Annotated in this window: 7 protein-coding genes; 6 read left to right on the forward strand and 1 reads right to left on the reverse strand. The window is 66.6% G+C overall.

Annotated elements, in window-relative coordinates; genetic code table 11:
- Nucleotides 1–193 precede the first annotated feature (193 nt).
- Complete coding sequence (locus M2299_RS08640) at nt 194–4,924, forward strand: ATP-dependent helicase (RefSeq protein WP_280884202.1); 4,731 nt, start codon at nt 194–196, stop codon at nt 4,922–4,924.
- Between the two features lie 170 nt (nt 4,925–5,094).
- Entirely contained in the window at nt 5,095–5,577 is a 483-nt protein-coding gene (locus tag M2299_RS08645) for a hypothetical protein (RefSeq protein WP_032976518.1), read from the forward strand.
- Nucleotides 5,578–5,634: 57 nt separating this feature from the next.
- Here M2299_RS08645 and aceE read toward each other — a convergent pair whose 3' ends face one another.
- A complete protein-coding gene (gene aceE, locus M2299_RS08650) occupies nt 5,635–8,307 on the reverse strand; it encodes a pyruvate dehydrogenase (acetyl-transferring), homodimeric type (protein ID WP_280884203.1) in 2,673 nt (890 codons plus the stop codon).
- A 272-nt stretch (nt 8,308–8,579) separates the two neighbouring features.
- Here aceE and M2299_RS08655 point away from each other — a divergent pair, with 272 nt between their 5' ends.
- From M2299_RS08655 to M2299_RS08670, 4 genes are all read left to right on the forward strand, one after another.
- The gene (locus tag M2299_RS08655) at nt 8,580–9,095 is read left to right on the forward strand and encodes a sigma-70 family RNA polymerase sigma factor (protein ID WP_100436084.1); all 516 of its coding nucleotides are present in this window, start codon (nt 8,580–8,582) and stop codon (nt 9,093–9,095) included.
- Nucleotides 9,092–10,129 (forward strand): FecR domain-containing protein, encoded by a 1,038-nt coding sequence (locus tag M2299_RS08660; RefSeq protein ID WP_280884204.1) that lies wholly within the window; start codon nt 9,092–9,094, stop codon nt 10,127–10,129. The genes M2299_RS08655 and M2299_RS08660 overlap by 4 nt, the downstream gene beginning before the upstream one ends.
- Before the next feature lie 141 nt (nt 10,130–10,270).
- The gene (locus M2299_RS08665) at nt 10,271–13,204 is read left to right on the forward strand and encodes a TonB-dependent receptor (RefSeq protein WP_280884205.1); all 2,934 of its coding nucleotides are present in this window, start codon (nt 10,271–10,273) and stop codon (nt 13,202–13,204) included.
- Between the two features lie 11 nt (nt 13,205–13,215).
- Nucleotides 13,216–14,811: an alkaline phosphatase D family protein gene (locus M2299_RS08670; RefSeq protein WP_280884206.1), complete on the forward strand. Its 1,596-nt coding sequence runs from the start codon at nt 13,216–13,218 to the stop codon at nt 14,809–14,811.
- The last annotated feature ends 30 nt before the right edge of the window (nt 14,812–14,841 follow it).

A 14,841-nucleotide genomic window follows, 5' to 3' on the forward strand; every position in this document is an offset into this window, starting at 1 on the left:
ATGACCGCCGAGCGGAGCACGTCGATGACCAGTGCGAAGAAGGCCACCTTCCTGCAGCGACGTCTGGCGTTTCGGTGACGGCAGGATGGCTACGCTCCGGGTCTTTGTTGTCGACCCCGGATCAGCTGCCTGATGCAGCCAGCGCCAGCCAAGGCCCGGCCAACGGGCCGCAGCTGGGTATCATCGACGCACCATGACGCCGCCTGATTCCCCGCAGGACCCGCTGCAGCGCTTCCATCCCGCGACGCAGGCCTGGTTCCGTGCCGCGTTCGACGCCTCCACGCCGGTGCAGGATCAGGCCTGGTCGTCGATCGGTGCCGGGCAACATACCCTGGTCATCGCGCCAACCGGATCGGGCAAGACACTTGCCGCATTCCTGCATGCCATCGACCAGCTGTTCGCCGAGCGTGATCGGCAAGCGCGCGCAGCGCCGTTGGCCAAGCCGGTGCGGCGAACCCGCGTGCTTTACCTGTCGCCGATCAAGGCGCTGGGCAGCGACGTGCAGCGCAACCTGCAGGTGCCGCTGCAGGGCATCACCGACGAGCGCGCCCGACGCGGCGAGCCGGCGGTGCAGCTGACCGTCGCATTGCGTACCGGCGATACCTCCAGCAGCGAACGTGCAGGCCTGGTGCGGCGGCCGCCGGACATCCTGATCACTACGCCCGAGTCGCTGTACCTGATGCTGACCTCGCAGGCACGCGAGATCCTGCGCGATGTGCAGACCGTCATCCTCGATGAAATCCATGCAGTGGCCGGTGGCAAACGCGGTTCGCATCTGTCGCTGAGTCTGGAACGGCTGGATGCGCTGCTGCACGAACCGGCGCAGCGCATCGGCCTGTCGGCCACGGTGCGGCCGGTCGACGAGGTGGCGGCGTTCCTGGGCGGCGACCGCCCGGTGAGCGTGGTCCAACCCGGCTCGGCGCGGCAGCTGCAGATGCGCATCGTTGTGCCGGTGGAAGACATGTCCAGCCTGGCTACGCAGGGCACGCCCGGGGAGCGCGACGGCGGCGCGCGGATCGGCTCGATCTGGCCGCACGTGGAGGCAAGCATTCTCGACAACGTGCTGCGCCATCGCTCGACGATTGTCTTTGCCAATTCGCGTGGCGTAGCCGAAAAGCTGACCGCACGCCTGAACGAGCTGCACGCCGGACGCAGTGGCGAAGACGGCGCAATCCGTGGAGATTCGGGTAACGGGTTGGCCTATGGCTCTTTCACCGGCAGTACGGTCAACCGGGTCTCCGCTGCGCCGGCACTGATTGCACGCGCGCATCACGGGTCGGTCTCCAAGGAGCAGCGCGGCGAGATCGAGCAGGCGCTGAAATCGGGTGCACTGCGCTGCGTGGTGGCCACGTCCAGCCTGGAACTGGGGATCGACATGGGGCTGGTCGACCTGGTGATCCAGGTGGCCGCGCCGCCGTCGGTGGCCAGCGCCCTGCAGCGCGTTGGTCGCGCCGGCCACCAGGTGGGTGGCATGTCCCGCGGTCTGGTGTATCCGCGTACGCGGCGCGACCTGATCGATGCCGCCGTGGTGGTGGACAGCATGCTGGCCGGACGCATCGAGGCCATCGCTCCGCCGCGCAGCCCGCTTGATGTGCTGGCCCAGCAGACGGTGGCGGCGGTGGCGATGGAGCCGTGGCAGGCCGATGCCTGGTATGCGCGGGTACGCCGTGCCGCACCGTACCGCTCACTCCCGCGCAGTGCCTTCGACGCGGTGCTGGACATGCTTTCCGGCCGCTATCCGTCCGAGGATTTCGCCGGCTTCCGGCCGCGCCTGGTATGGAACCGGCAGAGCGGTGAGCTCAGCGCTCGCCCTGGTGCGAAGCAACTGGCAGTTACCAGCGGCGGCACCATTCCCGACCGTGGCATGTACAGCGTGGTGCTGCCTGAAGGAGAAGAGCGGGCCGGATCGCGCCGCGTCGGTGAGCTGGACGAGGAGATGGTCCACGAGTCGCGGGTGAATGATGTGATCACGCTGGGCGCGACCTCATGGCGGATCGACCAGATCACCCACGATCAGGTGGTGGTGACGCCTGCACCCGGACGTTCGGCGCGCCTGCCGTTCTGGCGTGGCGAAGGTGTGGGCCGCCCTGCCGAACTGGGACAGGCCATCGGCGCGTTTCTCGCCGCGTTGGAGGCGCACATCGACAGCAGTGACACCCCGGCGAAGGCGCTGCACGCACGCCTGCAGGCCAGTGGCCTGGACGCCAACGCGATCAGCAACATGCTCGGCCTGGTCGCCGAGCAGCGGCAGGCCACGGGCGTGCTGCCCACCGATCTGCGTCTGGTGGTGGAACGCTGCCGCGACGAGCTGGGCGACTGGCGGGTGATGCTGCATTCGCCGTATGGCCGCCGCGTGCATGATCCGTGGGCATTGGCGGTGGCAGCACGATTGCGCGAGCGCTGGGGCATCGACCCGGCCGTGGTCGCCAGCGACGATGGCATCATCGCGCGGATTCCCGACAGTACCGGGCGCGTTCCGGGGGCGGACATGTTCGTGTTCGAACCGGAACGGTTGCGCCGCACGATCACCGCGGCGGTCGGCCATTCGGCACTGTTCGCGGCGCGCTTCCGCGAGTGTGCCTCGCGCGCACTGCTGTTGCCGCGCCGCACGCCGGGGCGTCGATCGCCGCTGTGGCAGCAGCGCCTGCGCGCCGGCCAGTTGCTGGAAATCGCGCAGGCCCATGCGGAGTTCCCGATCCTGATCGAGACCGCCCGCGAGTGCCTGCAGGATGTCTACGACCTGGATGCGCTGGACGCGCTGATGCAACGCGTTCAACGCGGCCAGGTGCAGTTGCTGGACGTCGCGACCGAGGTGCCTTCGCCGTTCGCGGCCAATCTGCTGTTCGGCTATGTCGCCGAGTTCATGTACGAGGCGGACGTGCCGCTGGCCGAGCGCCGCGCCTCGGTGCTGTCACTGGACAGTGGCCTGCTTGCCGAGCTGCTGGGCCAGGTAGACCTGGGCGAACTGCTGGATGCGGGGGTGGTCGATCAGGTTGAACGTGAACTGCAGCGGCTGGAACCTGCGCGCAGGGCCCATGGCATGGAAGGCGTGTCCGACCTGCTGCGCGAGCTGGGACCGTTGCCTGCATCGGACCTGGCGCTGCGCCTGTCCGATCCGGAATTCGTGGAAGTGCACCTGGCAGCGCTGCAGGCGCAGCAGCGCGCCATCCCGGCTTCAATTGCCGGCCACACGCAGTGGGTCGCCGTGGAGGACGCCGCACGTGTGCGCGATGCGTTGGGTACGGCGCTGCCGGGCGGGCTGCCCGAGGTGTTTCTTGCAGGCATGCCCGATCCCCTCGGCGATCTGCTGGCCCGCCACGCACGTACGCATGCGCCCTTCACCAGCAGCGCGCTGGCCAAGCGGTTCGGGCTGGGTGTGGCGGTGGTCGACGGCGCGCTGGAAAGGCTGCAGGAGCAAGGGCGGGTGCTGCGTGGCAATTTCGGCGCAGCGCGGCGACAGCAGGGAAATGAGCGGGTGCATCCGCCGCCGGACGTAGTGCACGAATGGGTCAGCGAAGATGTGTTGCAGCGTCTGCGCCTGCGTTCGCTGCAGGCCGCACGTGAAGCCACCCGGCCGGTGCCACCGGCAGCCTATGTGCGCCTGCTGCTGGAGGGGCAGGGGGTATTGCTGGAAGGCGGCGCCGGGCGTGCCCGCAATGGTGCCGTTGCGGCCATGCTTGAGGGCAGCGACGGCGTTGCCCGTGTGGTCGAGCAGCTGGCGGGGTTGCCGCTGCCGGTTTCGGTCTGGGAACACCAGGTCCTGCCGACCCGGGTGCGCGACTACGCACCGGCCCTGCTTGATGAGCTGCTGGCCACCGGCATGGTGCTGTGGGCCGGGCACGGGCGGCTGGGTGACGACGACGGCCTGGTGTCGCTGCACCTGCAGGAACATGCCGCCGAAACGTTGCCGCTGCTGCCGGAAGCGGATCCGGCGCTGCGTACACCGATGCAGGACGCCATCGTGCAGGTCCTGGCTGATGGCGGTGCCTACTTCGCGCGGCAGCTGGCCACGCAGGTGCAGTCACGCCTGGCCGGCAGTGCGGCGGCGGCCGAGGACTTCCAGCTGGCGCTATGGCAGCTGGCCTGGAGGGGCGAAGTGAGCAGCGACCTGTGGTCGCCGTTGCGGGCCCTGGCCGGTGTGCGCCAGCAGCGGGCGCGCGTTGCGTCGGCCTCGCGGCGCACGCGGGGTTTCCGCTTCATGCCGACGCTGGACGCGCGGGCCACGGCGCTGGACCCGGCCATTGCCAGCGGGCCGACCCTGGCGGGGCGATGGTCGTTGCTGCCCCGCGAGCGCAGCAACGACACGGTGCGGGCGCTAGCGCTGGGCGAAAGCCTGCTTGATCGCTACCGGGTGGTGACCCGGGCGGCGGCAATGACCGAAGCGGTAACCGGTGGGTTCCCTGCACTGCAGCCTGTCTATCGAGGCATGGAAGATGCCGGGCAGGTCCTGCGTGGCCGCTTCGTGGCGGGGCTGGGCGGAGCACAGTTTGCAGAGCGCGGCACCATCGACCATCTGCGCGAGCTGTCCGAGCGTGTGCCGCGTGAGCTGTCGGTCGTCGCGCTGTCAGCGCTGGATCCGGCCAATCCCTTCGGCAGCCTGCTGCCGTGGCCGCAGCCGGTGGCCGGTGCACGTCCGCTGCGGCGTTCCGGTGCGATGGTGGTGATCGGCAACGGCCGGTTGCTACTGTACCTGGCGCAGGGCGGGCGGCAACTGTCCAGCTGGATCGAGGGCGGGGCAGAGGATGCGGCCAATACTCTGGTTGCCGCTGCACAGGCCCTGGCGGTGGCATTGCGCCGGGGGCGGCGCCTGTCCTTCACCCTGGAACGGATCAATGATGTGCCGGTGCATCGCGGCGCGCTGGTGGACGCGCTGCGGGCCGCAGGCTTCAGCAACGAGCCGCGCGGGCTGGGATGGAACGGCTGAGCGCGGCGGAATCACCTCGATGAATGCTCACTCCGTGGGGCCTGGCCCCGGATCGGACTGCCGGACTGTGATGCAGTTCGTTACGCGCCTGCCCCGGTGGCTGCAGAGTCCGGGTAGTGTGGCGATCGTGCACGTTGCGCAGACGGTTCTTCACTCGACAGGAGACTCACATGAAGCTGTTTTCTGCTGTGCTGCTGTCCCTTCTTTCGCTGCAGGCATCGACGGCGCAGGCGGCCGACGCTATGCGTTCGCCCCTGCTCGGCCGCTGGTCGCTGGAGATCGCCACTTCCGCACTTCCTGAGGCGCAGCGGCCGCAACAGGTCGTGCTGGAATTCAAGGATGCCGGTGCGGGCAGGTGGAGCTCGCACGTGGACATCGTCCTGCATGACGGCAAGACGATGAAATCCGACGGTACGCTGGCACTGGATGGCACGCCCGCGGCGTTGACCGGCAGCTACGGCGCCAACCAGGCAACGCTGAAACTGCCGGCGCCGAATACGCTGGTGATGCAGCTGGTCGATCATGGCGCGCCGGCGTCCACCCGCGTGTACACGGTGGCCGCCGATCGTTCAACGATGACCGAGACCAAGGCCTTCTTCGGCCATGACGGCACGCCGATCCTGCAGACCAACCTGTTCAAGCGGTTGCCGTAGTGATGTGATGCAGCGGCACCCACAGAAGCGTGCTCTGCGGGTGCCGTTGCTGTTCTGTCATGCTGCGGCGGGATCGCGCTTGCCGGTGTCGATGCCGTACCGGTCGATCGCCTGCTGCAGCAGGCCCCGTTCCACATGCCCGTCATCGGCCAGGGCCTTCAGTGCCGCCAGTACGATGAAGTGACGATCGACTTCGAAGAACGTGCGCAGCGATTCGCGAGTATCCGAGCGGCCAAAGCCATCGGTGCCGAGTGCGATGAAGCGCCGGTCGTTGATGAAGGGGCGGATCTGGTCGCCGACGATCTTCATGTAGTCGGTCGCCACCACCACCGGGCCGGCATGGTCCTGCAGGCACTGCTGCACGTAGGGAACGCGCGGCTCGTCGGCCGGATGCAGCAGGTTCCAGCGCTCGGCAGCCAAGCCATCACGGCGCAGTTCGGTCAGGCTGGTGGCACTCCAGACATCGCTTGCGATGGCGAAATCCTGCTGCAGCAGATCGGCGGCGGCCAGCACCTCGCGCAGGATCGCGCCACTGCCCATCAGCTGCACGCGAGGCTGTGCCGTGCTGTCGGCAGCGGCGGGACGCAGCAGATAGAGCCCCTTCAGGATGCCGGCTTCGGCGCCGTCAGGCAGTGCAGGGTGCGGGTAGTTCTCGTTGAGCAGGGTGATGTAGTAGTAGATGTCTTCCTGGTCCACATACATGCGGCGCAGGCCGTCGTGGATGATCACTGCCAGTTCGAAGTTGTAGGTCGGGTCGTAGGACACGCAGCTTGGAATCACCGAGGACAGCACGTGGCTGTGGCCATCGTCGTGCTGCAGGCCTTCGCCCATCAGGGTAGTGCGGCCGGAGGTGGCGCCAAGCAGGAAGCCACGGGTGCGCGCGTCGGCCGCTGCCCAGGCCAGGTCGCCGACGCGCTGCAGGCCGAACATCGAATAGAAGATGTAGAACGGAATCGTGGCCAGGCCGTGGTTGCTGTACGCGGTGCCCGCTGCGATCCACGAACAGATAGCGCCGGATTCATTGATGCCTTCCTGCAGGATCTGGCCGTCCTTGGACTCCTTGTAATAGCTCAGCTGGCCGGCGTCCTGCGGGGTGTACAGCTGGCCCAGGAAGGAATGGATGCCGATCTGGCGGAACAGCCCTTCCATGCCGAAGGTACGCGATTCATCGGGCACGATCGGGATCACCAGCCTGCCCAGTTCGGGATCCTTGAGCAGGGTGGTGAGGATGCGTACGAAGCCCATGGTGGTGGATTGGCCACGATCATCGCTGCCCTGCAACTGCACGTTGAACGTGGACAGCGGCGGGAGCGGCAACGGATCGACCTGGGTCAGCCGTGCCGGCAGCTGGCCGCCCTGCGCCTGGCGACGCTGTGCGAAGTAGAGCGCCTCGGCGCTGCCCGGTTGCGGGCGCAGGTAGGGCATCTCTTCCAGCTGCCCGTCGCTGACCGGCAGGTCGAAGCGGTCACGGAACGCACGCACCGCGTCGGCGCTCATCTTCTTCAGCTGGTGGTTGATGTTCTGGCCTTCGCCGGCCTCGCCCATGCCGAAGCCCTTCACCGTCTTGGCCAGCACCACGCTCGGGCGACCGCTGGTGTTCACCGCCTGCTGGTAGGCGGCGAATACCTTCTGCGGATCGTGGCCGCCGCGTGCCAGTGCCCAGATCTCGTCGTCGCTCATGTGCGCCACCAGCGCCAGCAGTTCCGGGTAGCGCCCGAAGAAGTGTTCGCGCACGTAGGCGCCACTCTGCGACTTGAAGGTCTGGTAGTCGCCATCCACGCACTCCATCATGCGCTGGCGCAGCAGCCCGCTGTGATCGCGTGCCAGCAGCTCGTCCCAGCCGCTGCCCCAGATCACCTTGATCACGTTCCAGCCGGCGGCGCGGAAGGTGCCTTCCAGTTCCTGGATCACCTTGGCGTTGCCACGCACCGGTCCGTCCAGACGTTGCAGGTTGCAGTTGACCACGAACACCAGGTTGTCCAGGCGCTCGCGCCCGGCCAGCGAAATGGCCGCCAGCGATTCGGGCTGGTCCATTTCGCCGTCACCAAGGAAGGCCCAGACCTTGCGGCCCTGGTGCTGCTTCAGCCCCCGGTATTCCAGGTAGCGCATGTAGCGGGCTTGATAGGCCGCCGTCAGCGGGCCCAGGCCCATCGACACAGTGGGAAACTGCCAGAACCCGGGCATCAGCCGCGGGTGCGGATACGAGGACAGGCCCTCGCGTCCGGCTTCGCGGCGGAAGTTGTCCATCTGCTCGGCACTGATGCGGCCTTCCACGTACGCCCGGCCGTAGATGCCCGGGGCCGAATGACCCTGGATGTAGATCATGTCGCCGTCGAAGGTTTCGGTCCGTCCACGGAAGAAGTGATCGAAGCCCACGTCATACATGACTGCTGCGGACTGGTAGGTGGCGATGTGGCCGCCGACATTGGAATGCCTGCCGGCACGCAGCACCATCACCATGGCGTTCCAGCGGATCATCGCGTTCAACCGCCGCTCGATGGCCAGGTCACCCGGGTAGGCGGGCTGGCGTTGGGGGGGAATCGTGTTGGTGTAGGCGGTCCACGCGCGGGTGTGCAGGTCGCCATGCTGCTGCACATCGAGTGCATCGAGCTGGTCCAGCAGATAGTGCGCGCGGGGGCGGCCGCCGGCCTCGATCACCGCCTGCAGGGACTCGCGCCATTCGCGGGTTTCCTGCGGATCGGCGTCGAGAGGGAAATGTGCCTGGTTCATGCTGCGTCTCCAGAGAGCGCCGGTTCTGCACCTGCACGGCACCGCCGGCAGGGCGACAGCTCTGGAGCGGAGTCGCGCCGGCAGGTCCGTGGCGCGGGGGCGGCCGTGGTGGCTGCCGAGGGGACAAGCGTAGGCGCCGTATCGGCTGGCGGGTAGACGGGCGACGATTGGGTCTGCGCGAACCTTCGCTTGGCCATGCAGCGCTGCAATGCGGATGTCATCGTTGGTGTGCACCCTGCTGGGTTTTCCAGCCTCGGGGTGGTTGGTCGGTTGTGAACAGCGTCAGGATCTGGGAGAAGAGCTACGCCTTGCGGCGCCGCCTGCTGCGTGGCTTCTTCCTTCGGCGTGGTTCACAGGTTGCCGATGCCGAGGACCTGGCCCAGGAGGTCTACCTGCGGCTGCTGCGCAGTACCGGCGAAGATGCCCAGGCGATCGAGAACCCCGAAGCCTATCTGTTCGCGGTGGCGGCCAACCTGGCGCGTGAACAGGCACGCTCGCGCTCCGGCCTGCCGCAGATCGAGGACGTCGACCTGCTGGCCGAGGTGCTCCGCAGCGAGGAGGACATCGAAGCTGATTTCGAGCGGGCACAGCGCTGGAGCGGAATCCGCGGCGCCATCGCGCAACTGCCGCCGACGACGCGGCGGGTGATGGAGCTGCACTATCGCGATGGGCTGGATTGCCGGCAGGTGGGGGCACAGCTGGATGTGTCGGTGCACATGGTGCGCAAGCACATCGGCAAGGGACTGGATGCCTGCAGGAAGGCGCTCGGCGCCGGGAAGGATGGATGAACCGGCAGGAGCCTGCAGCGATGGATGACGAGGTGGCCGACCAGGCCGCGCACTGGTTCCTGTGCAACCGCGAGGGGGACCTGAGCGCCGCTCAGCGCATCGAGTTCATGGCATGGATGAAGCGCTCTCCCGAACACATACGCGCGTACCTGCATGTCCTGCACGTGCACCGGCAGGTAGGCGCGGTGATGGTGGCGTACGGACAGGAGCAGGGGGACCGGGCCGCGCAGCCGGAGCTGCCGGCAACGGCGAAAGTCGTGCCGTTGTTTGCCGTACCGGTGCCCGTGCCGCGCGCCGTGGTCGCATCGCGATCACGCCGACCACTCTGGAGGCGGGTGGCTGCGGTGGCCTGCTGCCTGTTGCTGGTGGCCGGACTGGTGCCGTGGCTGATGCCTCGCGAACAGATGCTGATCGCCGGCCACGGGCAACTGCGTGAGGTGGTGCTGGCTGACCGGACGCAGGTGCGCCTGAACGCAGACAGCCGTCTGCGGGTGAACATCGGCTGGTTCAGCCGTCGGGTTGAACTGCTGAGCGGCGAGGCCACGTTCGATATCGCAGCGGATCACCGGCCGTTCGAGGTGCAGGTTGGCGATCTGCGGATCCGCGACATCGGCACCGTGTTCGATGTGTCGCGCCGTTTGCAGAGTACGCGCATCGGCGTGGTGTCCGGCGAAGTGGAGGTCTGGACCGCCGGCAGCGGGCAACGACGGCTGGCGCAGCTGCCTGCCGGGAAGGTGGTCCAGGTCGATCACCGCAGCCATGCGGTGCAGCCATTGGAAATACCGATGTCCATGCTGCTCGACTGGCAACAGCGCCGGGTGTCGTTCCGCGATGAGCGGCTGGACGAGGTGGCGGCTGCCTTCAACCGCCACAACCAGGTACAGGTGCGGCTGACCGATGACGCGGCGCGCGCGGCGCGCCTGTCAGGCAGCCTGGAGGCGCACCGGGTCGCAGCGCTGCAGGCATTCCTGCAGCGGGACGCACGCTTCGTCATCCGCCGCGAAGCGGACACGGTGTGGGTGTCCAGCCGTTGATCGCGGTTCGGCGAACGGTTGTCAGAAAAAATTCATCGAATCGGCGTTCTCCACTTCCGCCGATGCCGGCTCTTACTTGGGAGAAGCCGCCGTCGCATGCCGATGCGGTACCAGCAGTCCTCTCTCCTCCAAGGAACCGTGATGCGCAAGAAGCTCTATCTGTCGGTGGTACTGGCCTTGTCTCCCTGTCTGGGTGCGCATGCACAGGCGGCGTCGGCCAATGGGCTTGAGACCCGGGTCACCGCAGCGATCGCCGCGCAGCCGCTGAGCCAGGCGCTGGAGCAGCTGTCACGCAGTTCGGGCGTGCAGTTCCTGTATGCCGGCGCGGGCGCTGCACCCATGGCGGGCGCGGTACCGCGAGGAGCCACCGTCAAGCAGGCGCTGGACACGCTTCTGGCCGGCACCGGCCTGCGCTACACGGTGGTGGACGGCAACGTGATCGCCATCGACGCGGCACCGGTCTCGCGGGAAAGCCGGCAGGCCGCACCGGCATCGCGCCCACCGGAAGCGGTGGTGGCCCCGACCCTGGGCACGGTCAAGGTGATCGCCGCCCATGAGGTCATCGACCAGAAGAAGACCTCGCCGGTGATCAAGGATTCGGTGATCTACGACGAGATGGACAGCTATGGCGATGAGACGCTGGCCGAGAGCCTGATGGCCGCGCCCGGCCTGAGTGCGGTGGAAGATGCGGGCGAACCGCGTTACGTGACCGTGCGCGGCGTGCAGGCCAATCTCAACTACACGACCATCGACGGCATCGCGATCGCAAGCGTGGGCGGCAGTGGCTCCGGCGAGCGCATGAACAACCTGCAGCTGATTCCCAGCGACATCGGCACCCGCACCGACATCTACAAGAGCTTCAGCGCCGAGCAGGCACCGGATGCCATCGGTGGTGTGATCGACATCATCAGCCGCAGCGCCTTTGACCGCTCCGGCAAGTACGTGTTCGCCGATGTGGCCGGCATCCATTCCACGGCCGAGACCAATGTGGGGCGCAGCGCGGGGGGCGACCACAAGACCCTGGGCCACTTCGGCAAGAGCGCCAAAGCGGTGTTCTCCAATCAGTTCGGCGGCGATGATCAGTTCGGCATCGTCGCGGTCGCGCGCTATGAACAGCGCTCGCGCAACAGCGTCAAGCGCTGGGTGGAATCGAACTACTACTACAACGATGCCGGCAAGTACCTCACCGATGGAACCACCGGCCTCGACGAGGCGAAAGGCTGGAACGGCCTGCGCGCGCCGGGCAACTTCAGCACCGGCACCTACACCAACTACATCACCAACTTCGGTGGCTCGGCCAAGCTGGAATGGAAGCCATCGGACGACCCGTTCTATGCCTCTCTGCTGCTGTACTCGTACCGGTTCTACGAGAACTCGACGATGAACAAGACCGATCTGTATGGCAACGCCAAGTTCCCGATACGCAACCAGAGCGAGGACGGTGGCACCACCCAGATCAACAGCATCTACATCAAGAACCGCCACGACCGCTGGGACCGCAGCAACCGCGGCGCGATCGCCAGTTTCAACTGGGATATCGGTGACCTCTCGCGGCTGACCCTGCGTGCCGGCCACACCGAAGAGACCTTCCACAACAACCAGGTCTACTGGGGCGTGCGCGCCTACCCGAGCAACCTGTTCGTTGACTATGCCAACGACAGCCATGGATTTCCGAACGCCGTGGGTGTTTCCGATTCCAGCCTGCTGACCAGCTCGGCGTTCAAGCTCAATCCGGCGCAGGCCTATATCTCGCCGCGCGACGCCAGGGAAAGCATCGACAACCTGCGCGCCGACTTCAGCTACAACATCGATGCCGATGCACGCGGTTTCGGTCTGGCTGCCGGTGCCGAGTATCGCCACCTGAAGATCTGGCAGGACATCGATTTCGATTACTACAAGATCAGCGCGACCTTGAATGACTATCTGTACCCGGGTTCGACTCTGCTTGGCAGCGTTCCCGGTTTCCCGTTGATCGACAACCGCAAGTGGCATGACGAGCTTTACCCGAAGCTGGGCAACAACGATGCGGCGTACCCGAATGCCGACTTCACCAGCGATTACAAGTACGTGGAAGACATTGCCAACGCCTACGTGTCGGCGCATTACGCCTGGGACCGGCTGCTGCTGATCGGCGGCCTGCGCTACGACCACACCACCTTCGATGCGTTCAGCCCGTTCAGTGAGGATGGTGGCACCACCTACACATCGGCATTCCGCAAGAGCAGTGGCGGCTACAACAACCTGCTGCCGTCGCTGAACGCCACCTTCAAGCTGAGCGAAGACCAGCGCCTGAGGTTCTCCGCCAGCCGCACGCTGGGCCGGCCGACGCCCAGCAACATCGCCCAGGCCACCAGCACCAGCTGCGGCGACGACGAGCTGGGCGGAGGCTTCTGCACCATCAAGCAGGGCAATGCCTCGCTGCAGCCGCGCCGCTCGACCAACCTCGATCTTGCCTGGGACCTGTACTTCAACGGCAACAACGGCCTGGTCTCGGTGGCGTTGTTCGACAAGGTCATCAAGGACGACATCTACACCCTGACCACGTTCGAGAACGTCGGCGACATCCGCTACCGGATCACCCAGCCGATGAACACCGATGAGTCGACGCTGCGCGGTGTCGAGTTCGCGGTAGCCAACCGCAACCTGCAGCGGGGCCGCCACCGCTTCGACATGTACCTCAATGCCACCCGCCTGGACGGGCAGACCAACTACCGCATCAGCGACGGCAGCGAGCGCCGCCTGGACCGCCTGCTGTACCAGCCGGACTGGTCGGTGAACGGCTCGGTGATCTGGCGCATGCCATGGAAGAGCTCGCAGCTGCGCGTATCCGGCACCTACCGCAGCCGGATGCTGGTCGACTTCGGCGATACCCAGTGGCTGGATTCGTACTACGACCCGTACATGACCTTCAACCTGGCCTTCAGCCACAAGGTCAGCAAGCACGTGACGCTGAAGTACGAGGCCAAGAACCTGTTCAACACCCAGCCGACCTACAGCACCGGTCCGAACGGGCGCTTCCGCACCGAGATCGATGACTACGGCCGCTTCTTCTACTTCCACATCATCTACAACTGAAGGCGACCGTCTTGGATACGATCAATCGCAGGCGCTTCCTTGCCCTGTCCGGACTTTCCGCATTGGGTGCGTGGGCCGGAACGGCCCGCGCGCTGGCCGCGCAGAACGATGTGGCAGCGCTGAATCCGCGCAACCTGCTCGCATCGCCGCGCTTTGCCAGTACGCCGTTCACTCTCGGCGTGGCATCGGGTGATCCGTCGGCCGACGGCGTGGTGCTGTGGACGCGGCTGGCCACCGAGCCACTGGTGTTCGGTGGCGGCATGCCAACCCGGCCGATGGCGGTGGCATGGCAGCTGGCCGCCGACGAGAGCATGCGCACCGTGGTGCGGCAGGGCACCGCGCTGGCCCACCCCGAGCTTGGCCATGCGCTGCACGTGGAACTGGACGGCCTGCTGCCGGGGCGGCCGTACTGGTACCGCTTCACCGTGGGAGGCCATGCCAGTGCCATTGGTCGCACCCGCACCCTGCCTGCGGCCAACGCACGGGTCGACCGCGTGCGCTTCGCGGTGGCCGGTTGCCAGCACTACGAGGAGGGGCACTACAGGGCATGGCGGCACATTGCCGAGGAGCCGCTCGACTTCGTGTTCCATTACGGCGATTACATCTACGAGGGCGAAAGCCAGCCTGGCGTGCGCAGGATGAACGGCCAGCCGTTCACCAACCTGCGCAACCATGTTGGCCCGCAGACCTACACGCTCGACGACTATCGCCGGCGCTACGCGCAGTACAGGACCGATACGGACCTGCAGGCCGCGCACGCCGCGTCGCCGTGGTTCGTCACGTTCGATGACCACGAAGTGGACAACAACTGGGCCGGCGCCGAGGACCAGGACGGCACGCCCAGTGAAGTGTTCCTGCTGCGCCGCGCACAGGCATTCCAGGCGTACTACGAGAACATGCCGCTGCGTGCTTCGTCGTTCCCGCGCGACGGCCATATGCAGATGTACCGGCGCGCGCGCTATGGCACGCTGCTGGACCTGCACCTGCTCGATACCCGCCAGTACCGCAGCAAGCAGGTGGACATCGCGCAGCGCGGGCAGGTGGAATCTCCCGAACGCAGCATTGTTGGCGCAAAGCAGGAGCAATGGCTGTTCGACGGCCTGGCCGACGCCACGCCGCGCTGGCACACCATCGCCCACCAGGTTTCGCTGGGCAACTACCTGCGCGAGAAGGACGGCGTGGTGCAGGCTTCCGACGACCAGTGGTCCGGTTATCTATCCAGCCGTCGCCGCCTGCTCGATCACATCCAGAAGGTGGGCTTCGGCAACGTGGTAACCGCCTGTGGCGATGCGCACCGCCACTATGCCAGCGACCTGGTGCAGGACAATGCCGATTCCGGGGTGATTTCCAGTGAGTTCCTGGCCACTTCGATCACGTCGGGTGCGGACGGGCAGGGCGTGGATGCCTATGCAGAGAACCAGCTGCGGCACAGTCCGCACCTGAAGGCGACGACGGACAAGCGTGGTTATGTGCTGTGCGACGTCACCCGTGATGCCTGGATCGGTGACATGAAGACGCTCGATACGGTCATGCAGCCGAACGGCGCGCTGCAGAGCTGGAAGCGCTATGCCGTGGAGCACGGCCGGCCGGGGTTGCAGGAGGCCTGAGCGGGATGTTCCACCCTGTGGAGCCGAGCA

It is taken from the genome of Stenotrophomonas sp. 1278 (genome assembly GCF_029892765.1).
In the GTDB taxonomy this organism is placed as follows: domain Bacteria; phylum Pseudomonadota; class Gammaproteobacteria; order Xanthomonadales; family Xanthomonadaceae; genus Stenotrophomonas; species Stenotrophomonas indicatrix.

What these genes read in the sequence shown, in the direction of transcription:
- M2299_RS08640 (WP_280884202.1), top strand. Translation starts at nt 194, where the DNA reads ATGACGCCGCCTGATTCCCCGCAGGACCCGCTGCAGCGCTTCCATCCC.
- M2299_RS08645 (WP_032976518.1), top strand. Translation starts at nt 5,095, where the DNA reads ATGAAGCTGTTTTCTGCTGTGCTGCTGTCCCTTCTTTCGCTGCAGGCA.
- aceE (WP_280884203.1), bottom strand. Translation starts at nt 8,307, where the DNA reads ATGAACCAGGCACATTTCCCTCTCGACGCCGATCCGCAGGAAACCCGC.
- M2299_RS08660 (WP_280884204.1), top strand. Translation starts at nt 9,092, where the DNA reads ATGAACCGGCAGGAGCCTGCAGCGATGGATGACGAGGTGGCCGACCAG.
- M2299_RS08665 (WP_280884205.1), top strand. Translation starts at nt 10,271, where the DNA reads ATGCGCAAGAAGCTCTATCTGTCGGTGGTACTGGCCTTGTCTCCCTGT.